This is a genomic window from Paenibacillus sp. FSL L8-0158 (genome assembly GCF_038592965.1).
GTDB classification, from domain to species: Bacteria; Bacillota; Bacilli; order Paenibacillales; family Paenibacillaceae; genus Paenibacillus; species Paenibacillus polymyxa_D.
The window spans coordinates 5,631,058-5,654,509 of the sequence record NZ_CP151949.1 but is presented as its reverse complement, the minus strand read 5'-3'; the positions used below and the strand labels follow the sequence as shown (position 1 = coordinate 5,654,509).

At 47.2% G+C, this 23,452-nt stretch carries 21 protein-coding genes and 1 riboswitch; of the genes, 16 read left to right on the top strand and 5 right to left on the bottom strand.

Annotated elements, in window-relative coordinates:
* Positions 1-62: 62 nt before the first annotated feature.
* Both NSQ68_RS25055 and NSQ68_RS25050 read right to left on the bottom strand, forming a co-directional pair.
* Positions 63-1,142 (bottom strand): hypothetical protein, encoded by a 1,080-nt coding sequence (locus NSQ68_RS25055; protein WP_342427518.1) that lies wholly within the window; start codon positions 1,140-1,142, stop codon positions 63-65.
* 103 nt (positions 1,143-1,245) lie between these two features.
* Positions 1,246-2,061, bottom strand: a complete 816-nt coding sequence (locus NSQ68_RS25050) for a hypothetical protein (protein ID WP_342427517.1) — start codon at positions 2,059-2,061, stop codon at positions 1,246-1,248.
* An 834-nt stretch (positions 2,062-2,895) separates the two neighbouring features.
* Positions 2,896-3,100, top strand: a riboswitch (cobalamin riboswitch).
* A 216-nt stretch (positions 3,101-3,316) separates the two neighbouring features.
* On the opposite strand from NSQ68_RS25050, the gene NSQ68_RS25045 reads away from it, so the two are divergent.
* The 14 genes from NSQ68_RS25045 to NSQ68_RS24980 all read left to right on the top strand — a co-directional run bounded on the left by NSQ68_RS25045 (position 3,317) and on the right by NSQ68_RS24980 (position 17,399).
* Complete coding sequence (locus tag NSQ68_RS25045; protein ID WP_342427516.1) at positions 3,317-4,897, top strand: ABC transporter substrate-binding protein; 1,581 nt, start codon at positions 3,317-3,319, stop codon at positions 4,895-4,897.
* A gap of 15 nt (positions 4,898-4,912) precedes the next feature.
* Entirely contained in the window at positions 4,913-5,842 is a 930-nt protein-coding gene (nikB, locus tag NSQ68_RS25040; RefSeq protein WP_307350853.1) for a nickel ABC transporter permease, read from the top strand.
* A 14-nt stretch (positions 5,843-5,856) separates the two neighbouring features.
* Complete coding sequence (locus NSQ68_RS25035) at positions 5,857-6,672, top strand: ABC transporter permease subunit (RefSeq protein ID WP_342427515.1); 816 nt, start codon at positions 5,857-5,859, stop codon at positions 6,670-6,672.
* Entirely contained in the window at positions 6,672-7,589 is a 918-nt protein-coding gene (locus NSQ68_RS25030; protein ID WP_342427514.1) for an ATP-binding cassette domain-containing protein, read from the top strand. The genes NSQ68_RS25035 and NSQ68_RS25030 overlap by 1 nt, the downstream gene beginning before the upstream one ends.
* Positions 7,586-8,362 (top strand): dipeptide/oligopeptide/nickel ABC transporter ATP-binding protein, encoded by a 777-nt coding sequence (locus tag NSQ68_RS25025; RefSeq protein WP_342427513.1) that lies wholly within the window; start codon positions 7,586-7,588, stop codon positions 8,360-8,362. The genes NSQ68_RS25030 and NSQ68_RS25025 overlap by 4 nt, the downstream gene beginning before the upstream one ends.
* Before the next feature lie 135 nt (positions 8,363-8,497).
* A complete protein-coding gene (nikA, locus tag NSQ68_RS25020) occupies positions 8,498-10,123 on the top strand; it encodes a nickel ABC transporter substrate-binding protein (protein ID WP_342427512.1) in 1,626 nt (541 codons plus the stop codon).
* 46 nt (positions 10,124-10,169) lie between these two features.
* A complete protein-coding gene (gene nikB / locus NSQ68_RS25015) occupies positions 10,170-11,114 on the top strand; it encodes a nickel ABC transporter permease subunit NikB (protein WP_342427511.1) in 945 nt (314 codons plus the stop codon).
* Positions 11,114-11,944: a nickel ABC transporter permease subunit NikC gene (gene nikC, locus NSQ68_RS25010; RefSeq protein WP_342429162.1), complete on the top strand. Its 831-nt coding sequence runs from the start codon at positions 11,114-11,116 to the stop codon at positions 11,942-11,944. The genes nikB (NSQ68_RS25015) and nikC overlap by 1 nt, the downstream gene beginning before the upstream one ends.
* A 20-nt stretch (positions 11,945-11,964) precedes the next feature.
* Entirely contained in the window at positions 11,965-12,789 is an 825-nt protein-coding gene (locus NSQ68_RS25005) for an ABC transporter ATP-binding protein (protein ID WP_307350865.1), read from the top strand.
* A gap of 38 nt (positions 12,790-12,827) precedes the next feature.
* On the top strand, positions 12,828-13,637 hold the full coding sequence (gene nikE / locus NSQ68_RS25000) for a nickel import ATP-binding protein NikE (RefSeq protein WP_342427510.1): 810 nt from the start codon (positions 12,828-12,830) through the stop codon (positions 13,635-13,637).
* A gap of 186 nt (positions 13,638-13,823) precedes the next feature.
* Complete coding sequence (locus NSQ68_RS24995) at positions 13,824-14,633, top strand: transporter substrate-binding domain-containing protein (RefSeq protein ID WP_165145665.1); 810 nt, start codon at positions 13,824-13,826, stop codon at positions 14,631-14,633.
* 30 nt (positions 14,634-14,663) lie between these two features.
* A complete protein-coding gene (locus NSQ68_RS24990) occupies positions 14,664-15,380 on the top strand; it encodes an amino acid ABC transporter permease (RefSeq protein WP_013312615.1) in 717 nt (238 codons plus the stop codon).
* Positions 15,381-15,384: 4 nt separating this feature from the next.
* Complete coding sequence (locus NSQ68_RS24985; RefSeq protein WP_029518797.1) at positions 15,385-16,152, top strand: amino acid ABC transporter ATP-binding protein; 768 nt, start codon at positions 15,385-15,387, stop codon at positions 16,150-16,152.
* Between the two features lie 230 nt (positions 16,153-16,382).
* Positions 16,383-17,399: an asparaginase gene (locus NSQ68_RS24980; protein WP_013312613.1), complete on the top strand. Its 1,017-nt coding sequence runs from the start codon at positions 16,383-16,385 to the stop codon at positions 17,397-17,399.
* A 42-nt stretch (positions 17,400-17,441) separates the two neighbouring features.
* Here the strand turns inward: NSQ68_RS24980 and NSQ68_RS24975 are convergent, their stop codons facing one another.
* Positions 17,442-18,401: a Gfo/Idh/MocA family oxidoreductase gene (locus NSQ68_RS24975; protein ID WP_342427509.1), complete on the bottom strand. Its 960-nt coding sequence runs from the start codon at positions 18,399-18,401 to the stop codon at positions 17,442-17,444.
* 112 nt (positions 18,402-18,513) lie between these two features.
* On the opposite strand from NSQ68_RS24975, the gene NSQ68_RS24970 reads away from it, so the two are divergent.
* Positions 18,514-19,473, top strand: a complete 960-nt coding sequence (locus NSQ68_RS24970; RefSeq protein ID WP_342427508.1) for a WYL domain-containing protein — start codon at positions 18,514-18,516, stop codon at positions 19,471-19,473.
* A 42-nt stretch (positions 19,474-19,515) separates the two neighbouring features.
* On the opposite strand, the gene NSQ68_RS24965 is transcribed toward NSQ68_RS24970, so the two are convergent.
* Positions 19,516-19,761: a hypothetical protein gene (locus NSQ68_RS24965; RefSeq protein WP_069012262.1), complete on the bottom strand. Its 246-nt coding sequence runs from the start codon at positions 19,759-19,761 to the stop codon at positions 19,516-19,518.
* A gap of 213 nt (positions 19,762-19,974) precedes the next feature.
* Between NSQ68_RS24965 and NSQ68_RS24960 the strand changes: the two genes are divergently transcribed.
* Positions 19,975-21,375 carry a transcriptional regulator gene (locus NSQ68_RS24960; RefSeq protein WP_307350881.1) on the top strand — a complete coding sequence of 467 codons (1,401 nt, stop codon included), beginning with the start codon at positions 19,975-19,977 and terminating at the stop codon, positions 21,373-21,375.
* A gap of 209 nt (positions 21,376-21,584) precedes the next feature.
* Here NSQ68_RS24960 and NSQ68_RS24955 read toward each other — a convergent pair whose 3' ends face one another.
* Positions 21,585-23,321 carry an ABC transporter substrate-binding protein gene (locus tag NSQ68_RS24955; protein ID WP_342427507.1) on the bottom strand — a complete coding sequence of 579 codons (1,737 nt, stop codon included), beginning with the start codon at positions 23,319-23,321 and terminating at the stop codon, positions 21,585-21,587.
* Between the last annotated feature and the right edge of the window lie 131 nt (positions 23,322-23,452).

Here is a 23,452-nt window from a genome sequence, read left to right as displayed (position 1 = left end):
GAAAGCCGGAGAGAAAGCGTAAGCTTCTTTCCGGCTTTTTGGCATGGTGGCCAACAGAACGATTACTTGTTCAGCAGCACGAAGTTATTGATAAAACCCTCTTTTTGTATAAAAATGGGGGTTTGGATTTTCGATGTGAAATCGTAATAGTATACGCCGCGTCTTTCTTCTTGATTTTTCTGAGGAGTGCTACCCAAATAATAGACCCCCTTGCCGTCTGGGGACATATAGACAAATTGGCGAGATAAAAAGGGCAACTTTATTTTGGTGCGTTTACCTGTTGCAATATCAACCAGACTATACTCGGGATTGCCGTGATTAATGAAACGAGTGGTTATGAGGAGCAGCTTATCATTACTGCTGGACATTGAAGTTATTTTCTCTTTTTTTAGTGTGACGATAGAACGCTCTTGCTTGGTAACGTTATTGATTTCTGTAACCTTGTTGTCCGGGGGGGCCATAATGGTCTGTGTTCGGTCTGAGATGTCACCTTGTTTATCTCGCTCCCTCTCCGAATACTGTGAATTGTAAATTGTATTTTTTTCTGAATTATAGGCTATAGACCAAGTGATATTATCTTGGTTTTCATCATGCATAAATTTCATGGTACGAGTTGATTTATTGTAGAAAATGGTTTTAAGTGTATGTTCTCCTTTTTTGACCGCTGCTAGAACGAGTGGGCCATCTGGAGTAGTTGGTACGATACGATTAATGGCAAACAAATTATCGGTAAGCTGTTTGGTATTTTTGGTATTCAAGTCATACGAAAATAATTGGTCTCCCTTATCACCGACATCAGCAGAATAATAAATTTTGTGATCAGGCAAGGACACCACAGAAAGCGGGTATTGAGAGGTATAAGGAACATCGGCCAGTTTGGTCAATTTTTTACTGTTTAAGTCGTATGTCATAACTCGCATAACCATGCCTTGATCTGCGTTCTTCCCATTCACATATTCTGTATAAGTCATGGATAGATATTGGCCTTTTTCGGCCGACGCTATTTTTTTATTCGATTGGCTTTTTTGGGGTACAGATGATTCTGCTGCTGGAGTAGAAGAGGGAGAGCAGGATGACAATAAAGCTGGCACGAGCAGGGAAAGTATAAAGAATCTAAAGAATTTGTAGCTGCTTGTTCTCAAAACGAAGCATCCTTTCTGAAATAAGTGATGAATCAAACTGAATATGATAACAAAAAGGGAAAGGATAGGACGCGAGATCCTATCCTTTTTTGGTATAAAGATCTTAAAAATCATAGGAATATCTTGCTGAAAATGAGACGTACGAATGCCATTCTAAACCTAACTTCTCTACACCCGTTTTCCAAATATCAATGACTGCATCTGGAAGACTCCCATTATCAGCTTTATAAAAATTAGCTACGGCATTATTATCATAATTCCTTACCCGAATTTCTATCCCAAACTCGGGATTATCAATGGCTCCTTTTGTTGCACAGTCACCTCTTTGGAGTCTATTGGAATTTTCCCCATACGTGTCTGTGAAGTTTGTTCCTCTCCCTGTGCCTCGAACATAGCCATCAGATGTTCCGTGAATTTTAATTTCATTATCATGTGCTCCATATGTATAAGTCCCAGGTGGTTTGCGTGTACCGCGTGGTAATGCCTGAAGTGAAACATTATTAGTAGTAATCGCATTTTCTTTTTGTTCAGGCAAGATAAAATCTTTGATAAAACCTTCGCCGTCATAAATTACTTTTAAACCAGGCTGAGGGTCAGGGTTATCAATATGATATACCGGCAGTGATTTGGTTGCTTCTTCGATCTCTTTATCCTGTTGTTTTTCTTTTTCTAGCTCAACCTGTTGTTCAGCAGTAAGTGGGGCAATAGCAGCTTTAGATTTTTGCTGTTCAGGTACCGGAGCTCCCTTTTCTAGTACAACCATATTATTGTTCTCATCATATTGGATGATGGTACCCGCCAACATCTGGTCAGGGATTTTTTCCCCTTTCTCAGCATGAGAGATTGTCGGACTGACAACTCCCCAAGAAATGAGTAACGTTACAGCTAGAAAAGCTTGTGGTAGAAACTTTACTTTCATACAAAGTGCCTCCTTGAAAAATTTGTAAATCCATAGATAGCATAAATGAGCTTACATACTATGTCAACCTTTTAATGACATATATGAATATATTTATCTATATTTTTATAAGCGAGAGTTCATTATCCTTACATATAAGACATTTAATGACAGTTTTATAGCAGCGGAATTGATAGTCCAGTAGGAGTAAGAAGCTGAAGGAGTTCTCCAAGTGAACATTAGGAGCTTATTAATCTACTAGAAGAATTTGCTAGAGTGATGGGTGATATCATGGTATAATTTACCTTATGGATTTTGAATAGTGGTGGATGTTTTCGGACCACGGTGTAGCTTCCTGAAAGGGGGTGAAGCCGATGGTCAACCTTGTGTCGTGCTACGATGTGTTGCGTTGGATGGTTACGTTACTAAGCCTGGTGTTTAGTATTCGTAAACTTTATCGCTGGCTACGTCGGAAATTTCGGAACAAGCGAAAACCCACCGCGTAATTAGGTTGGCCCCTAACGGTGGGTTTCGTTTGCATTAACATTTAGTTATGCAGCGCGCCGTGGTGGTGATCCACAGCCTTTCAAGTCCTAAGAGTCTTTGCCGTTGGCGCGGCGAAGGCTCTTTTTAGTATACGGACACGATGGTTTTTTCTATACCTAATTTTAGCACGTTCATTTCGTACACGCAATGAATAGCCATCACCTTCATTCTCGCCGTATCGTTCAAATTTGAATTATTGTGCAGCATTTATTGACAAGCTTGTGACAACAAAATAAGATAATCGTAAATCGTAATGAAAAGAAATAAAGGAAGAAAACAGGTGTGAGCCGGATGACTCTATGTACGGGGTTTTGTTGAGACCTTGTAGATGGTTGTTGAGCGTGTTCACTTAAAAGGGAAGTTCGGTAGATTCCGACACGGGCCCGCCACTGTATACAGGCATCAGCAGAATACTGCTGGAGCTTTCAGAACAGCCACTGGAACTGTGAAGAACCGGGAAGGCCTGAAAGATACGCTTGGAGTCAGGAGACCTGCCTGTTTTGACATCACTGTCAGACCCACGGGATGCTGGGGAGGTGGTTAGGCGTGCTGCATACGGAATGTCTGAAACCGATCTGATCCCTTCTATGTTTTTGGAGTTGGCTTTGAGGTGAGTTTTGACATTTTATAATGAAAGCATTTCTGACTGCTAATCAAGTGGTCCGGAATGCTTTTTTCGCGTTTTGCGTTAGGTTTATGCGGTTTTACAAGATAGAGGGGGATTCATCGAATGGTTATTAATCGTAGCAGGCGTTCATGGTTGATATGTACAGGGGTGATACTGTTGCTGGCAGTTATGGCTCTTTCGGGATGTGCCAGCAATAAGACGTCGGATAGCTCCGGCAAGGGTGAGAACGCCTCAGCACAACAAACAGTGACAGATAAAAAGCTGGTAATGGCGTATACATGGAAACCGTCAGGCGTTGACCCACACGGAGATAATAGCTGGGATGTGATGCGATCCGGTGCAGGTGAGACACTGGTACGTTTGAATGAAAAGCTGGAGCCTGTGGCTTGGCTGGCAAAGGAGTGGAAGCAGGATAGCCCTACAGTTTGGACGTTCAGCTTGCAGGACAAAGTCACTTTTCATAATGGAAAAAGTATGGATGCAGCAAGTGTAAAAGCGTCTTTGCTGCGCTCTATCGAGAAAAGCCATCTGGCGAAGGATTTACTGAATGTAAAGTCCATTGATGTAAGCGGCCCGCTGGCCTTGAAGATCACGACAAAACAGCCGAATGCGGCGTTGGTGTCTAATCTAGCTGATCCATCGACGATTGTACTGGATGTGGCATCGATGAAAGATGAGCAGAGTTACCCAGCGATGACAGGCGCCTTTAAAATCAAAGCGTTCAACAAGGACCAATCGTTGGTCGTGGAGCGTTATGACGGATATTGGGGCGAGAAGGCACGACTGGCTGAAGCGACGATGAAGTTCATTACGGACGGGAATTCGCGCCTGATGGCGCTGCAATCCGGCGAGGTGGACGTAGCGACGGATATTCCGGTTGATAACGCAGAGGTACTGAAAAAGAACGACAAGCTGCAAGTACTGTCAGCTCCGTCCTTACGCACCCATATGATCGTGTACAATATGGAATCGCCAGTATTCAAGGATGCGGCGAACCGTAAGGTGGTGGACAGCCTGATTCCACGCGCATCGATTGTGAGCGCCGTCATGAGGGGCTTCGGTACGGAAGCAAGCAGTCCGTTCCCGAGCATTCTTCCCTTCGGTAAAATTGAACGTAAAGCGCTGGACGGAACAGCGGGGCAGTTGTTAACAAAGGATGGCTGGCAAAAGGACGCCCAAGGGATATGGACTAAGCAAGGCAAGCCGTTCGAGGTTACGCTGCTGACTTTCCCTCAGCGTCCGGAACTCTCTGTTATGGCTGAGGTCATCCAAAGCCAATTGCTGAAAGAGGGAATCCAGGTCAAGATTCGCAAGGTGGAAAATATCGACGAGGCGTTGACCAAAAACGATTGGGATTTTGCTATGTACAGCATGCTTACTGCTCATACAGGAGAGCCGCAATATTTTATGGACATGTTTTATTCTTCGAAAAGCGAAGCCAATGTAAGCCGTTATAGTTCCAAACCGCTAGAGAGTATTCTGAACAGCTTAAAGTTGGCGAAGGATACAGCGCAGCGTAATGCCATGACACTACAAGCGCTGGATATCATTAATACGGATTTGCCACAGTCGTTCATTGTGCATCCTGATAATGTGTTTGGTGTGAAAAAAGGGGTGGAGGGTTTTACACCCCATCCGATCGAGTATTACTACATTACAGCGCAATCCGATATTGCGGAATAACGAGCTGCGTATCCTATGATTCGTTTTATACTGGAACGTGTGGCGCAGCTGCTCATCATTGTATTCGTGGTATCTACGCTGACTTTTGTACTGATGCGGCTGGCTCCTGGAGACCCTGCTACTATTTTGCTCACCGCGCATAATGTCCCTGCCTCTGAGGAAGCCTTGACGACGCTACGAAAGGAACTGGGCTTAAACGAACCGCTTCATATTCAATATGTGAACTGGCTGCGGGATGTGTTCACAGGGCATTGGGGCACTTCGTATGTATCCAAGGAGTCGGTGCTAGCCGAACTGTGGAACAGACTGCCTGCTACTGTGGAGCTAGCTGCTGCGGGCTTCGCCGTCATGACGGTGCTTACGCTGGGTCTGGGTCTGGCTGCCTCTCTAAAAATCAGCGGCCCACTGGATCGTCTGGGCAGGCTGTTCGCCTTGCTGGGATCGTCGATCCCCTCTTTTTGGCTTGGTTTTCTGTTGATCTATCTATTCTCCGTTCGCTTGGGCTGGCTCCCATCCATGGGAAGGGAGGACTGGACACATCTAGTGCTCCCAGCGCTGACGCTTGGGGCAGGCTTGGGAACTGTGCAAGCCCGTGTACTGCGCGCTCAAATGCTGGAGCTTGGCGACCGGAATTTTGTGAAAGCAGCGAAGGCTCGAGGTTTTTCCCGTATGCATATCCTGTTTTTTGAGATATTTAAACATGCGGTACTGCCTATAATTACACTGCTAGGTACCAATCTATCATTTATGTTGGCAGGTAATGTCATCGTAGAGACCATTTTTTCATGGCCGGGGTTGGGCAAGTATTTTATAGATGCGATTACACAGCGAGATTATCCGGTGATTCAGGGGTATGTTATTTTCGCCGTATTTTTAATTGTAGGAGTTCAGTGTTTGGTGGATGTGGTCCAGACGGCGATAGATCCGAGGCTGCGTTTGCGTTAAGGGGGAAGCTGAATATGAAAAAGACACGGCTTTCCTTTCAGGGGAGCCTGCTGGCAGGAGGCGTACTGTTTGGCCTGATCGTGCTGCTTGGGTTATTGGCTCCATGGGTCGCTCCTCATGATCCTCTTCAAGTGGACCTTTTGAACCGTCTGGCACCACCCAGCCGGAAGTATCCTTTCGGTGCGGATCATCTGGGCAGGGATGTGCTATCCCGGCTAATTTACGGGATTCGGACGAGCGTGCTAATCGCATGTGCGATTACTGTAGCTACGTTGTGCTTCAGTCTGCCTATAGGGTTGCTCATTGGTTATGTGCGCGGACGCGTGGACCAGCTGGTTATGCGAGAAATCGACGGCGTACTGGCTTTTCCTGATATTATTTTAACGGTGGCGATTGTGGGCATTTTGGGCCCAGGTTTTGTTAACATGACCCTTGCGATTATTGCGGTACGGTGGGCGGGCTATGTTCGGTATATGCGTAGTCTGGTTCAAAAAGCCTGTCAGGAGGACTACGTTCGGTATGCCCGTTTATCCGGCAATTCACACGTACGTATACTGAGCCGTTATGTATTGCCACAAGCGTTGCCGCAGTTGTTGGTTTATGCGGTATGGGATATCGGACGAGTGGTGCTGATGATCGCTGGGCTGTCCTTTCTTGGACTGGGTGTACAGCCGCCCAAGCCAGAATGGGGCGTGATGCTGCATGATGCCACCTCATATTTTCAGGTGGCTCCGCATGTCATGATTTTCCCGGGCTTGGCGATTATGCTGTTCGTACTTGCCTGCCAGCTTTTGGGCGACCGCTTTTCGGAAAAGGGGGTGGCCAAATAGTGGAGGATCAATCAGCCCTTGGGTGCGAGGATAGGATAGAACAAGTGGCAGGGCGAAAACCGTTGTTACACGTGGAACATTTGGAAATCTGCCGCACAGGCGTAGGAGTAAGCGAAAGCGGAAGCAAACCGCTGCTGCGTGATGTGAGCTTTTCCATATATTCAGGGGAGATTGTGGCCCTGACCGGACCAAGCGGATGCGGCAAGAGCCTGACCGCACACGCAATCGCAGGTACGCTGGAGCCAGGTATCAGTGTTACGCAAGGGCATATCTACTATAACGGGGAAGACATTCTCCCGTTCCAGGAACGGCGCTGGCAAAGGCTGCGCCGAGAGGATATTGCCCTGCTCATTCAACAATCGCTGAGCGGGTTGAATCCGATCCGGACTGTCCGCGCCCAGCTGATGGACACGCTTAGACTGCACGGGCGGCGTTGGATGCCGCACGACCAGATGGAGCCGGGGCACGCTGATGCTGCCCCATCCCACACTGCATCACAGCAAGTCCACCCACTGGGCGTGCTGCCACGGATGCGGCAGATGCTGAGCCGTGTCTCAGAAATAGCCAGAGGAGGCGCTACCCCAGTGCGGGAGGCCTATTTGCGCTCTCAGCTCCGCAAGGTTGGGTTTGCAGATCCTGAGCATATTTTGTCGTCATATCCTTTTGAGCTAAGCGGAGGCATGTGTCAAAGAGTGCTGCTGGCTGCAATGTTAAGCTCCGGTCCGAGCCTATTTATTGCCGACGAGCCTACTACGGCGTTGGATGTGATCAACCGCGACAAGGTTTTGGCATTGCTGCAACAGTTGAGAGAAGACTTTGATCTCACCATATTGTTGATTTCACATGATCGCCAGGGTATGAGCCGTATAGCAGATCGAGTGTTGGAGATGAGCCCGGAAGGAAGGATGCACCAGTGATGCTGGAATTGAAGAATGTGACCAAAGCATACCCTGTCCGCAAACGGAGAAAAGGCTGGTTCAGCACGCAAGATAGCGAACAGGCCGTGAAGAAGGTGAGTCTGGAGCTACGACAAGGAGAATGTCTTGGACTGGTTGGAGAAAGTGGAAGTGGCAAAAGCACGCTGGCACAATGTATTCTGGGACTGGAGTCGTTGACCTCGGGGGAGATTTGGCTAGATCATCAGCCTATACATTTTGGAAAGATGAAGGATGTTCAGCTGTACAAGCGAATCCAGTTGGTTGCACAGGATTCGTCCTCCTCGCTGCATCCCCGTATGACCATTCGAGATATTTTAATGGAGCCAATCCACAACTATTTCCCTGAGCGAAAAGCGCAGGCGCTGGATATTTGTCTGTCTCTATTGGAATCGGTAGGATTAGAGGCTGACAGTCTGGAAAAATACCCAGCACAGCTGAGTGGCGGGCAAAAGCAGCGGGTATGTATTGCCCGAGCTTTGGCGGTGGAGCCACATATTATCTTGTTCGATGAATCGATCGCCAATCTGGATATGACAACGCAGTCTTCTGTACTGGACATGCTCAAGAGGATGCAGGTGGAACGTCAGTTGTCCTACCTATTTATCACTCACGATCTCCAATCTACCCGTCTGTTTTGTGACCGCGTTGCCGTCATGATTCAGGGGGAGATTGTGGAAATATTTAAGGAATGGGATGAAGACTTGTTACAGCATGAGTACACGCGTACTCTGTTTCAAACGTTGGCGAATTAAGCCATAAACTTAACAAATTTAAAAGAAATAAGAGGGTTGCTTGTCGAATAGTGTTGACAAAATTGAGCGTGATACCTATTCTAAATATGATTATGATAATCATTATCACATATATAGAAAAGGGGAAATACATTGATGTCCGTTCGACACCGCAAGACTGCTACCCTTATGTTGGTGGCGCTCCTCTTATTATCCGTTGTTTTGGGCTGCGCAAAGCAGGAGAGCACACCTGCATCCACCTCTACTGACGGAGCTGCCAATGAAAAGTCGATCACGCTATCGTGGCCGCGTGACATTGGCACGATGAATCCTCATGTATACAATCCTTCCCAACTTTTTGCGCAATCCATGGTTTATGAGCCGTTAGTCAGCTACAAGCAAGGAGGCAAGCTGGAGCCTGCTTTGGCTGAATCCTGGACTATTTCCAAGGACGGAAAAATATATACGTTTAAGCTGCGCAAAGGTGTGAAATTTTCGGATGGTACGCTATTTAATGCGGCCATTGTCAAAAAAAACTTTGACGCTATCATGAAAAATGAGAAAACGCACAGCTGGCTTGGTATAGTAGGCGTTCTCGACAAAACTGAAGCTGTAGATGACAGCACGTTCCAAATGACGCTCAAAGAGCCATACTACCCAGTGCTTCAGGATTTGTCTGTCGTTCGCCCGTTCCGTTTTCTGGGTGAAGCCGGGTTCCCGGATGATGGAGATACGTCCAAAGGAATCAAGAAACCTGTAGGTACAGGACCTTGGATGCTGGATGAATACAAGCAAGATGAGTATGCAACCTTTAAGCGTAATCCAAATTATTGGGGCACTGCACCAAAGGTGGATAAAATTACGGTGAAAATTATTCCCGATGGCGAAACCCGTGTAATGGCCTTTGAAAAAGGCGACTTGGATCTGATTTATGGAGAGGGTGTCATTAGTCTGGATGCCTTCAAACAGCTTCGCGACACGAATCAGTATGTTACCACGCTGTCCGAGCCTGTCGGAACAAGAAGTCTGTTGCTCAACTCGTCCAATCCCAAGCTGGCAGACCTTCGGGTACGTCTGGCCCTCCAGCATGGCTTTAACAAGCAGGCAATGGTGGAAGGTGTGACTTCAGGGCTGGAGGAAAAAGCGGATACGGTTTTATCCAAAAACTATCCGTATACGAATGTAAACTTACAGCCTGTTGGCTATGATGTGGAAAAATCCAAAGCGTTGCTGGATGAGGCTGGCTGGAAGCTGCCCGCAGGTGGTACAGTACGGGAGAAAGACGGACAACAGCTGGATTTTGAGCTGATTTTTGATAAAACCGATCCGATCCAAAAGGCGATGGCTGAAACCATTCAGGCCGAATGGGGAGAACTGGGTGTCAAAGTAAACCTGACCGGACTGGAGCTGACGGTTCAAGTTAAGCGCCTTAGATCCAACCAGTTTGATCTGTACTTCTGGTATAACTACGGTGCGCCTTATGATCCGCATTCCTTTATTAACGTCATTGCCAAGAAGAGCTTCGGAGTTTCCGAGACGCTGAGCGCCCTTCCGATGAAGAAGGAGCTGGACCAGAAAGTACACGAGGCGCTCTCATCGACAGATGAAACCAAGCGCCAAGAGCTGTATGCTTCGATTCTGAAGACCCTTCAGGAGCAATCTGCCATTGTGCCTATTTCGTATATTAAGAAAACGGCAGTGTATCAGAAAAAGATTACGAACTTTGTATTCCCGGCCAATCGGGATGAAAATCCGTTTGGTGGGATTGAAATCGGGAAGTAGTTAAAACCGAAGGGTAACGTTCGTTTACAGGATAGGAGGACAACTCATGATCAGCTATATCGGGAAGCGAATGGTAGCGGTCATTCCTATTGTTTTCTTTGCCACCCTCGTTACCTTTGCACTGATTCATATTTCACCAGTTGATCCGGCCGAGGCCTATTTGACGGCTGCTCATATTTATCCTACTCCAGAGATTCTGGAGCAGAAAAGACATGAGTTCGGGCTGGATCAGCCTTTGCTGACGCAGTATATGCATACACTTCAAGGAATCAGTCAATTGGACTTTGGTACTTCGTATCTGACCAACAAGCCGGTATGGGATGAGGTCAAGGTTCGGCTGCCCGCCACTTTTGAATTGGCTGTGAGCAGTATGGCGCTATCTATTCTAGTGAGTATCCCGCTGGGCCTGCTGGCGGCGATGCGTAAAAATGGCTGGATCGACATGCTTAGTCGAGGGATTTCATATTTTGGGGCGTCTATTCCCCAGTTCTGGTTGGGATATTTGTTAATCTTCTTTTTCTCTGTCCGATTGGATTGGCTCCCTGTAGAGGGGCGAGGAACGTGGCAGCATCTGGTGCTGCCCACGTTGACTCTGTCGCTGGTTCTGATTGCTTTATATACGCGCCTGCTACGTTCCAGTGTGTTGGAGCAGCTTCAGGAAACGTATGTGCAGTATGCCAGAACTAGAGGAATCCGTGAGCGGGTGATCATGCTCAAGCATGTACTGAAAATTGCCATTGCTCCACTGATAACAAGTATGGGTATGAATCTGGGCAAGCTTCTGACCGGAACAATTATTGTGGAGCAGGTGTTTTCATGGCCCGGATTTGGTCGTTATTTTGTGGAAGCGATTTTTAACCGGGATATTCCCGTCATACAATGCTATGTGTTTTTGGCGGCATGCCTGTTCATCGTATGCAATTTGCTCGTTGATCTGGTGCATTTGTATATGGACCCCCGAATTTCATCGAAGGGACGAGCAGAGCAGTGATGATAAGGTTGCGTACAATGTTCAAAGGTCAAAAGGTAATCGTGGTCTGCTCTGTCGTACTGGCTGCTCTTTTTATCATTATGGCGCTAGCTCCTTGGCTGGCTCCCCATGATCCGGTTAAAGTCAATTTACTGCATAAGCTGGAGGGATCTTCGAAGGAATACTGGCTGGGAACCGATCATTTGGGTCGGTGCAATTTATCCCGGTTGCTGTATGGAGCGCGGATTTCGCTAGGCTTTGCAACCTTAATTTTCCTCTCCTCGCTTAGCATCGGCGTTGTAGTCGGATCGCTAGCAGGTTATGTGGGCGGCTGGGTCGATAGTGTACTGATGCGGTTCTGTGAAGGTATTATGGCGTTTCCGAATTTGGTACTTGTGCTAGGCATTGTCGGTATTTTTGGACCGGGCCTCATGCAGGTACTGCTTGCTTTAATGATGGTGCAGTGGGTGTATTATGCCAGAATGTGCCGCAATATGGTCGTCAGTCTGAAAGAACGGAATTTTATAGCTGCCGCAAGGATTAGCGGGTCCTCCTCAGGAGCCATTATCCGGCGGCATATTATTCCGAATGTGCTGCGGCCGATTGTGGTCATTGGTACGCTGGAAATGGGCTGGGCGATCATGGATATTTCTGCGTTGTCTTTCCTCGGTTTGGGCATCCAGCCGCCGACTCCTGAATGGGGAGCGATGATTCATGAGGGAACGGGATACATCCGCAGTCATCCGGAATTAATGATCTATCCGGGGGTCATGATTCTGGTGGTGGTGATGACCTTCAATATATTGGGGGAGGCGCTGTCCGACCGATACGGAATTGCCAAACGTCAGTAAAACAGGAGTGTGTTACAACGATGGACGACAGGGCGAAGGTGCTGGAGGTCAGCGGCTTACAGGTGAAGCTCAGAACCGATGCAGGGACGGTGTCTCTGCTGGAGCCAACTCATTTTGAGCTGAAAAGGGGACAAGTTCTGGGTCTTGTCGGCGAGAGTGGAAGCGGCAAAACGGTGACTTGTAAAGCGTTGCTCCAATTGCTGGATCGCCAGACGATGGACATAGAAGGAAGTGTCCGTCTGAACGGGCGTGAGCTGAACGGAATGGCGGCCGAGGAGATGCGCCGTATTCGAGGCAAGGAAATCGCGTTTATTATGCAAAATCCGATGAGTGCCTTTACGCCAGTGTATACGATCGGAGCTCAGTTTATGGAAACGGTTCGCACGCACACCGGATTAACCAAACGACAGGCCCATGAACTTGCCATAACGGCTCTGGAAAATATGAATTTGCCCGATCCAGCCAAGCTGATGAAGCGTTATTCGTTTCAGTTGAGCGGCGGGATGCTGCAACGAGTCATGATCGCCATTTCTATGTGCCTGCGGCCAGCAGTGGTTATTGCCGATGAACCAACGACGGCGCTTGATGTGGTCAATCAGCTACAGGTGCTAAGAGAGCTGGATCGCTTGCGTACGGAATACAATACGTCCATTTTGCTGATCTCGCATGATCTGGGCGTCATTTCCCAATTGGCGGATGAAGTGGCTGTCATGCAGCAGGGCCGTATTGTTGAGCAGGCTGAGGTCCATCAGTTGTTCGATCACCCGCAGGATGAATATACGAAAATGCTGCTGCATGTCAGACCCAAGTTGTCCCTTCGGGGCATGAATCAGGTAGGTGGTTAGTCGCCTGTTCGACGGTCACACTTTCAAAAGGGGAGCGAATGCGCATGCTACAAGTGAAGGAAGTAACCCATTGCTATGGAGGGCGCAAATGGCTGGGCCGCTCTGAACCACGTCCCCCTGTGTTGGCTAACGTTTCGCTTACTATAGAGAGTGGATTTTGCCTGGGCTTACTTGGAACCAGTGGAGCCGGTAAAAGCACGCTGGGCAAGGTTATACTGGGGCTGGAGAAGCCGCAGGAGGGTCAGGTGCTGTTCCAGGGACAAGACATTTATAACGCGAGTCCCCAGGTCCGCAGGGGACTGCGACGGGATATGCAGGTCGTATTTCAGGACTGCTACTCTGCTGTAAACCCCCGAATGACCGCCGGGCAGATTATTGGGGAGCCTTTGGACAATTACGAACGGTTATCGGTACAGGAACAAAAAAGAACGGTCGAAAGTCTGCTGGAACGGGTTGGCCTCAAGCCGGAGGATCGGATTAAATATCCGCATCAATTCAGCGGCGGACAATTGCAGCGGATCAACATTGCACGGGCGATTGCGCTCAAACCAAAGCTGATCGTGCTGGATGAGTCCGTCAGCAGCCTGGATATGGTTCACCAGATGCACATTTTATCCCTGCTGGGAGAACTGAAATCTTCGTTTGGATTGTCATATCTGTTCATCACGCATGATATTCGGGCGGCATACGCCGTCTGCGATGGCCTTGCTGTGATGGAGCAGGGGAGATTGATCGAGCGCTGTGATGAGAAGGATCAGATTTTTGAATCTGCTCATCCGGCTGTACGACGGTTGATCTCGTCCATTTTGCCGGAACATCCAGCAGAGCGTTTTTCGCTTCATGGATAACAGTGGACCCGCAAGGGTCCTTTTTTTGTGCAACATATATTTTGTTCATTGAAAGTCGTTATGGGATTTTGCAAAATCATCAGATAATAATTGAAATGAAATTTACTTGTTGTATTATTTGAATAACCCGTTATAATAAAAAAATCATAGTAAATTACTTGGATATTAAAAAAGGGGATGTCATATATGAAGAAATCTGCTTTGGTAGCAGCGATTGGCCTATCTCTTGTGTTATTAACGGGTGCCTTGAGTGGATGTTCCTCGAAGGATGCGGCATCGGGGGATAAAGTCATCTATGTCGGCACACAAAATGACTACCCGCCGTTTGCTTTTACGAATGATAAAAACGAGCTGACCGGATACGATGTGGAAGTAGTCAAGGAGATCGACAAGAAGCTGGACGGCTATAAGATTGAATTTGTACCCTCGGGCTGGGATGCGATATTCCTTGCACTGGATTCGAATAAAGTTCAGATGATCGCAGATGAAGTTGCCAAAAATCCTGAACGTGAGAAAAAGTATTTGTTCTCGGATGAGTCCTATTTCTCGGCTCAGTCGGTTATTATTGTGAAAAAGGGTAGAACGGATATTCATTCCCTCAAGGATTTGGAAGGCAAGAAGGTAGCAGCCTCGGTAGGTGATTCCTACACACAGTTGCTGGAACAGTATAATGCGAAGAACGGGAATAAAATTATTTTGAAATATAATGATACAGGTACTTCGTCCGATAACCTTCAAGACGTGCAAAATGGCCGAGTGGACGCTTATGTGAATGATCCGGTTATGGCGGCGGCAACGATCAAGAAGGAAGGTTTGCAGGTGGAAGCTGTGGGCGAGCCGGTGCAAAGCGATAACATCAACCTGGTGTTCAAAAAGGATAAGCAGGGCGAAGAGCTGAAAGCTAAAATCGACCCGATTATTAAAGAGTTGAAAACGGACGGAACACTGAAAAAATTGTCTGAACAATGGACAGGCGGGGAATTTATTCCTCAGTAATAACAATGTAAAGGGTAAAGTGGGGTTCCTATGGAAAAGCTGTTTGATCTTGATTATATGCTGAAAAGCCTTCCCCAGATCGTCGAGTATCTCCCCGTGACCTTATGGATTGCGTTTGTGTCCATGCTGCTGGGTGGGATCATCGGGTTAGCTACGGCTTTAATCCGGATATACAAGGTGCCTGTCTTGGCGCCATTGTCTACGTTGTATGTCTCGTACATTCGGGGAACACCGCTCATTGTGCAGCTGTTTCTCGTATATTACGGAATACCCAAGTTTCTGTATTATTTCCAGAGCGAATATGGATTCTTACAGCAATTCAATGTCTATGTCATTCCGCCCGAGCTGTTTGCGTTGCTCTCATTTTCATTGAACCTCGGAGGATATTTGTCGGAGACGTTCCGGGCGGCGATTCATTCAGTCGACCGGGGACAATTTGAGGCTGCTAATTCCATCGGTATGAGCCAAACACAAATTATGCTCAAAATTGTATTGCCGCAGGCGTTGACGGTCGCTTTGCCCAATTTGGGAAACACGCTGATCAGTACGGTGAAGGATACGTCTTTTATTTTTATGATCGGTGTCGTCGATATGATGGGACAGGCTAAAATTATGGGCGCGCGAGCGTTGGCTTTTTTTGAGGTATATGTTGCGGTGTCTCTGATTTACTGGTTGGTGTGCATTATTATTGAGCGCGGGCTTGTCGTGCTGGAGAAGCGTATTCGAATTTACGAAAGAAGTGAGTAAGGGTATGATTCAACTTCATCAAATTCATAAGCATTTTGGACAGCATCACGTGTTGAAGGGCATAGACCTGACGGTAGGCAAGGGAGAAGTCGTAGTGATCCTGGGCCCAAGCGGATCGGGGAAGTCCACGCTGCTGCGCAGCATTAATTTTTTGGAACAGCCGACCAGTGGTGTCATTGAAATCGACGGTGTAAAGGTAGACGCGGCCAAGGCGGGAAAAAAGGACATTCTCGGACTACGGATGGCAACGGCAATGGTATTTCAGCAATATCAGTTGTTTAAAAATTTGAATGCACTCCACAATGTGATGATTGGTCTGACCAGTGTGAAAAAGCTGGATCGTAAGCAGGCGAGGGAGATCAGTGAAGGCATTCTGGAAAAGGTCGGGTTAAAGGATCGTATGACTTATTATCCTGCCCAGCTTTCGGGTGGACAGCAGCAGCGAGTTGCAATTGCCCGTGCTTTGGCACTAAATCCGCAGGTGTTGTTGTTTGATGAACCGACATCTTCACTTGATCCTGAACTGGTGGATGAAGTGCTGTCCGTGATTCAAAAGGTGGCGAGTGAAGGCAATACGATGATTATTGTCACGCATGAGCTTGGTTTTGCGAGAGATGTAGCGGATCGGGTTGTGCTGATGGAGCATGGCGTGATCGTGGAGCAGGGACCCGTGGAGCAGTTTTTCACCAATCCGAAGGAAGAACGGACACGGCAGTTTCTGGGCAAAGCATTGGTACAGAGAGCGCCACAGGAGCAGCCTGTATCCCCGTAAAAGGTACGCGGATGGGTTATAGGTATGTGCAGCGCTGTAGACTTATTGTACCTATGTAAAAAGCACGTTAGACAAGTCGCAGGAGGAAGGAAAGCCCGCGCTTGTTTGTCGTGCTTTTTTGGCCCCTCATATTTCCAATTCTTTTCCATTGCAAAGTAGCTTATCACACTTATTCATGATAAATTCTAAGAACAATACAGTGAAGATGTAATCGGGAAGGAACATTGGATATGAAAAAGGTTTTGTTCATTAATACCGGAGGGACCATTTCTTCCTCCTATCAGGAAAACGGCCTGACACCGACCCAATCGGCTGAGAATATTTTGGCGGAAATTCCGGAGCTGAAGGAGATTTGCGAGATTGATGCCCATAATCTGATGAGCATTGATAGCACAAATACACAACCTGAGGATTGGGCTTCCATCGCCCGGATGGTACATCGTTCGCTCGATCAATACGACGGTATTGTCATTGCACACGGCACGGACACGATGGCTTATACAGCATCAGCCTTGAGCTTCATGTTGGGAACTGTAGACAAACCCGTCGTCGTGACAGGTTCGCAGGTTTCTATTTTGGCGGAGCACAGCGATTCCAAAAAGAATGTAATCGACTCATTCCTGACCGCATGTGGCGAGGTGGCCGGGGTTTTTGTCGTGTTTAACGGCAAAATTATCAACGGTAGCCGCAGTTCGAAAATCAGAACACGCAGCTATAACGCCTTTGAGAGTATTAACTATCCGTACATAGGCCTTGTGGAGAACGGTAAGGTGGTCTATACGGAGGGCGTATTCGCAAATCGCAGTACCGTTCGTCACCCATACAACGACGGGTATGCTTCCGAAGTATTTCTGCTCAGGCTGATTCCGGGTACGAATCCGGCGATCTTCGATGCCATTCAGGGCTTGGGCTATAAAGGTATCGTCATTGAGGGCTTTGGTATGGGTGGCGTCCCTTTTAAAGAAAGAAGCCTGATCAGTAAAATCGAGGAACTGATGAAGGACGGTATGAGTATCGTCGTGACTACTCAATGTCCTTATGAGGGCGGGGATTTGACGATTTACGAAGTGGGGCAAAAGGTACTGGAGAAGGGGGTTATTCCGGGGTATGACATGACAACGGAAGCGCTGGTGACGAAAATGATGTGGGCGTTGGGGCAGACGACCGACCCGGCAGGGGTAGCCAAGATTATGGCAACGAACTACGCGGACGAAGTTTCCTTGCCTGCGGATACAGCTTCCTTATAGGAAGCTGACTTCCGTAGATGAGGATTTTGTAAAAATACCGGGCTAACGCTGGCCTTGCCCCAGTCTGCTTTTAATCTCAATAGCTACTTTCAGCGCTTGTACAGCCGAATCCAGTGGAATCAGGCTTTCCGAATGTCCGCCAAAGCATTCAAGTGCATGATCCAGGCTTTTTTCGTATGGATTGGCTGATTCGAGGTTGATTTTTTGCTGTCCTGATGCGGTATACTCATATAATACGGTAGGTATAAGATCGTTTTCGTCGCTCTCATGAAATACCAGCTTGGCCTTTTCAAAACAAGCCTCATAGGCCACTGTGAATGGGTAGCTTCCCGGCATGTGGGATGAGGCGATGACTTCTGTGAATGTATCCTGATGCTGAAAGTAAGCCCGAACCTGTGCTTGTTCAGGATGGGTCACTTCTGTACCCCAGACTGTACATGGGTCACAGGGGCCTAATAGCCAGGTCAATAAATCCAGTTCATGAATCATGAACTGAGTAGGGATGGAGCTTAGTCCAAGATCCCCCCACAGAGGAGGCGTTTCTCTTTTCAAAGATAAGGAAATGAGCTTCCCGTATTTCTGTTGGCGGTATGCCTCATACAGATAGGTATAGGCAGGATCAAACTTAATGAACTGGTTGACCAGAATCTTTTTGTCATATTGCTTCTCAGCTTGTTGCATAAGAAGAGCGTCTTCGAGATTAAAGCAAACGGGTGTTTCACAAAATACATGCTTACCGTGCTTCAGCGCATCCACAGCATATGACCTATGCAGGTGGGAGGGCAGGCATAGATCGACGATATCCACGTCTGGATCCAGCAGAATATCCTCTATATTTTGTGTGACTTCTACGTTTAGCTCCTCTTTCAGCTCCTCTTTCAGCTTTTGCAGCTTGGCTTCGTTCCTTCCAAATACGATGATTTTGTTTACCTTGGGATGGTTGTTTAACAGTGAGGCATGATACGCGCCGAATCCCGTCCCCAATATTCCAATATTCATCATCCATTACACCCCTTTACTTCTATGATACACACCTATTACTGCCAACAGGGTGTCAACAATCTTTGCATTATCTTTTCAATTCGGGTTAACCATCTATTGTGGAGGTATGATTGTGAGACTGCATCGTTTAATCGCGATTTTATTATGTATCGAATCTAGAGGGAGAATGAAAGCCAAGGAATTGGCGTTGGCACTGGAAACCTCTGTACGCTCCATTTACAGGGATATCGACCTCCTGGCTGAAGCCGGCGTTCCGATTGTTACCGCTTCCGGCCCGAAGGGCGGAATTTATTTAATGGAGGGTTATACGGCAAACCTGAAACAGTTGAATGGCGGGGATGTTATTCAGTTGTATTTAACAGGGATGGGCATTTATACAGGAGGGCCCACGGAATCGGGTTTGAAGTTAAAGAATGCTCTGCTCAAACTGGAACAGACGATGCCAGACCCTTATCAGTCCGATATTAAGAAAGCCAAAGCGCGGTTTTATTTTGATGATACGCCGTGGTGGACGGAACGTATAGCAATTCCTTGTCTTGAGGCCGTGAGAACTGCAGTGTGGGGATCACATAAAATAACCATTCAATATGAGAAAGCTGACGGAATCTGTTCTTCCCGTCATGTGCATCCCTATGGACTTGTGGTGAAAAAAGGAGATTGGTATCTCATTGCCTTCTGTGAAGTTGGGCAGGAGATTCGGACCTTTAAATGTGAGCGAATCAAGGAGGTTCTGCCGTCTGCGGAAGTCTTTGAGGTTCCGGTGGATTTTTCGCTGGAACATCATTGGATGAGGCAAGAAACCGCGTTTAAGCAGCTTTGTACAGAGAAAGAATACTATCCCGTTTTGATCCGAACGAATAAGAAGCAAGCGGGAATTATAGCGAAAAGAATGGAAATCATCCAGTCTGTACAGGAAGGCACTCATTTCATTCTAACGGTCAACATGTATAGTTATGAAGCGGCCTGCCGCGATGCTATGGATTGGATTGGCAGGGTTGAAGTTGTGGAGCCTGTAATACTCCGACAGTTTGTGAAGGAAGAAATTAACCGACTCCAGAGGATATATGGATAAATCATTAAAAAAACACCTGCCTAGGGCAGATGCTTTTGCTTGTTAAGTCCAGGCCCAGAGAAATCCGTCACGATCCCAGGCGATTCTGCCACCATGAAGCTTGCGAAATGCTTTTTTGATTTCTTTTTCCAGAGATACATGACCATGCTCGCTTATAAACACATACTGCTCTCCATACTCAGAGCGTACATATGCAATTGCATCTTCTTGTTTCAGGGTGCCCACTTCACGGATCTGCGCAACCATCCATTGTGCAATTTCTTGTTCTGCTGTAGGGGTGTTGTCCATTTGTCGTATCCTTTCCTGCGTACCGATTGGGTGTAGCTGTTCGGCTCACCTCCCCGTAGTATACGGCAATTCGGAGAATTATTGAATTTTTTGATATAAATTTACTGGAGCGGTTGGCTAAGTGAACTTTCTTTTGTATAATTAAGGGAATATTCACGGGAATTTTCTTTTTTTGTATTGTAATCATGCAAGTAATCCCTGGGGGTGCCTGGTTTGAAGGAAACAACCACAATTCGCGCAGAGCTGGAGCAGTACATCAGACGAGAAGGAATTACGATTAGTAAGTTTGGGGAGAACACAGGTATTAATGCAGGCACGATCAGTGCCATTATTAACGGTAATCGTCCGATTGCGATGCTGCTGTTGGATCGGATTGGTGCAGGCATGGGGCTTGAAGAAGGGAGCCTCTATGAGTTATACATTGATGAATTCATACGGAATACGGCACCGAATTGGCGACGGGTTCGTCCCTTTTTGCATCGCTGTGCAGAGCTGAACAAACTGGATTGTATTAAGCAAGTCGTGGAGTTTATGATGGACTATCTCATATACGCCCCAGCATTGTTTGAGACAGCAGAAGAATTATTCAGCGAAGGTAAGCTCGAGGCTGCTGCAATTATTTATAAAAATGTTTCGGAAAGTGAGAAGTACCAACATTCGGAGCGTCTGGCGCTCTGCCAATACCGTTTATTTACGATTGCCGTTGGTGATGATCAGGACGAAAATTTATGGGCAGCCACACATTTCGAAAGCTTTGTGGACCGACTGGGTGAAGCAGACCAACTGGATGCCTTAAGAGACTTGGCTAATACCTATGCCTCCTTGCGGCGTTGGGATAAAGTAGAATGGTTTGCTGAAAAAATGGCTCAAAAAGCCAAGGTGCAATACGAGCAAAAATACGGAAATACCAGAAGATCGGAGCGTGGCAAGGAACCTAAGGGTCCTTTGTTTATGTATATTGTATATTCTTACGTGCTGCGTGCCGGGGTGTGGGATGAGCGCGGGGATTATCAGAAGGCACTGGAATTTGTATCCCTATACTCTGATTTGAGCTGGGTGCAAGAGGATACGGAAGAAGCTCGCCGTTTAAAGGCCCTTTGTAGCAACTGGGCTGAGGCCAACGGGTATTTATATCAGTTGATGTCCGGCAGTCTGGATGTGATTCCACAGTATGTAGATTATTTGGAAAAAAACGAAGGCGAAATTCTGGTGGGGTTGCATAAAATAATGGTAGCGGCCAACCGTTATGATTTTAATGTAGACCATGTACTGCAACGTTTCGAAAAACAAATTGAGGCATTTGCAGATCAGCATGTCAAGGTAGGCACTTATACGGAGCAAATGTCAGCAGATCTCTATGCACGATTTTTGGCAGAGATGGCTTGTTATGATCTCAACAAACATCGTTATACCAAAGGTATGAAATTCTTGCTTGAGAGCCTTTCTTATTCCGTCGTGCTGAATGGTAATCCTGTCACAATCAAATGTGTAGGGTTATTTGAAAAGTATCGACATACTGCCACTTCTCAGGACAAAGAGGAATATAAAAACTTACTTGGAGAGGTAGAGTACATCCATGATAAAAAAGATCGTTTTTTCTCTGCTCGCATTTAATGTTTTTATCCTGTTGAATTTTTCACCCGTTACCCCTCCTATGGAAGATCCTAGCGATGTCCACAGTCATGGGTTGGGGGGATGGGCATTTTCATCCCTTGAACCATCTACTTGAAAAGGTCTGGATTGTCGTAACCCCAAAGGTATCCTCTTGTGAAAAGAGGATACCTTTTTTTGATCATGCGATGCGCTTGAATGGACCGCTTGGCTCAAGGCTTGGATGATGGAGGTACAGCAGGTGGAAACCAGACATGACGCAGATCCACCCAGCCCTGACTGTTAAAAGATACGCCGCGCACAGAAGGGAGATAGGCCGTCTGAACGGGTTTTTCATATAAAATATGCAGCTGGTGCTCATCCATGAGCCGAGTTTCGATATGTTCAAATTGCTGCGCCCTAACAGTGTGATCGGCCTCCCGTGCAATTTCACGCAGCAGTCTTTCGATATCCACACGGCTATGAGGCTCGACATGCCCAGATACATTGAGATACAAGTCAAACAGGCGTAATTGCTCATCACGGTCACGAAAGAGAGAAAAGATGATTAAGTCAGACTCCATACGGATAGATGAGCTTTTGAATTCATTCATAGATGCGGCCACGATGTTACAGGTATACCCACAGGATTCGAGCTGAGCCGCAACCCGGTCTGCGTCCGCTTTATACTCGGGAATGGTAGCAATTTGCAGTGCCGCCAGTGGTTCATAAGAATCGTTAGATAAATTTACTGCTGGAGGAAGGGAGCGATGATCCAGACATGCTACAATGCGGGCACGTATTTCTGGATCGCGCAGCGGTCCATCCTTGTGTGTATTACATGTGATAAATTTGCGTACCGAAGCCGCCGAGTGAATCTGGCTCCATGCGGTATCCGTATCTCCCGCCGATACGGGATTATGGATAATGTGAAAGGAAGAAGCGGTGTCTTCCGTATCCGACGATACCAGCTTAGTCGCCCACGGGAGTTGGACAATTTCCACTCGGTCCAGATGAGCCCGGCCTTGAAAATAAGGTGCGAAAGCCTCCAGTGTACACAGGCTTTCGTTCATTTCCGTGACTTTGAATGCCCCTGTACCGATAGGACGGATGCCAAAGGCGGCCTCACCGACCTGATTAAGCTCACGCGGCACAATCGCAGCCCGGCTGGTACACAGGAAGGATAGAAATAGCTCGTTCGGCTCCTTTAGTACGAAGCGTACTATCGTTGGACTTAGCGCCTGGACGTGCTGAATTTGCCGGACGATAAAATGATAAAGTCTCCTTCCCGGCGCCCGACTCAGTCGCTCAAAGGTATAGACGACGTCTTCAGCGGTCAGTATTTTTCCGTTATGAAACAACACTTCTTTACGCAGGAAAAAGGTCCACTGTGTACGAGTGGTGTCCACCTCCCAAGCGTGCGCCAATCCCGGCAAAATCTCGCCGCTTTCGTTCGCCCGACGGGCCAGGCCATCAAAGACGTGGCTGGATACGAAGGACTCGGCGAGCCAGTTCAAGTACAACGGGTCCAGCGTATAAAGCTGTTGGCGAATAGGCAGACGCAGCGTGTCGATTTGCTGCTGATCACTTCGCACCTCCGCGTGGTGCCCAAAATAATTTAGCAGCCAGCCTTGCAAATGCTCTTGCATGGTGGAGGAGCGCGAATGAACTCGGATCTCATCCAGCGCGCGTTTGATATCATGGCGGTCTATGGCTTGCATCATGGATTGCACGGCAATGTCTTCCGGCTGAATAAGGAAGCGCAGACTGGAGCGGCGGCCTCTGCCTCGGCGGGGAGTCCATTGTATCCAGTCATGCTGCTCCATTTTCTGAATGATCATCAAGGCGTTGCGGTGAGTACAGTCAAAAATAGCCGCCAGCTCATCCAGTGTCGTCTCTATAGTATGGTTTTCGTCCTTGTCGTCAGCTGCGTGTGAGTGAAGTCGTAAAAATTGGGCATGGAGTTTCATTCAAGGTTCTCCGTTTCCCCTATATTTGATTAAAAGCGTAGCCACTTTTATAAAATAGGAAATTTTGTTTGAATTAATTTCTCTTTATCTTCTTATTTTATCATCTACAATAAGGGTTATAAAGCATATTT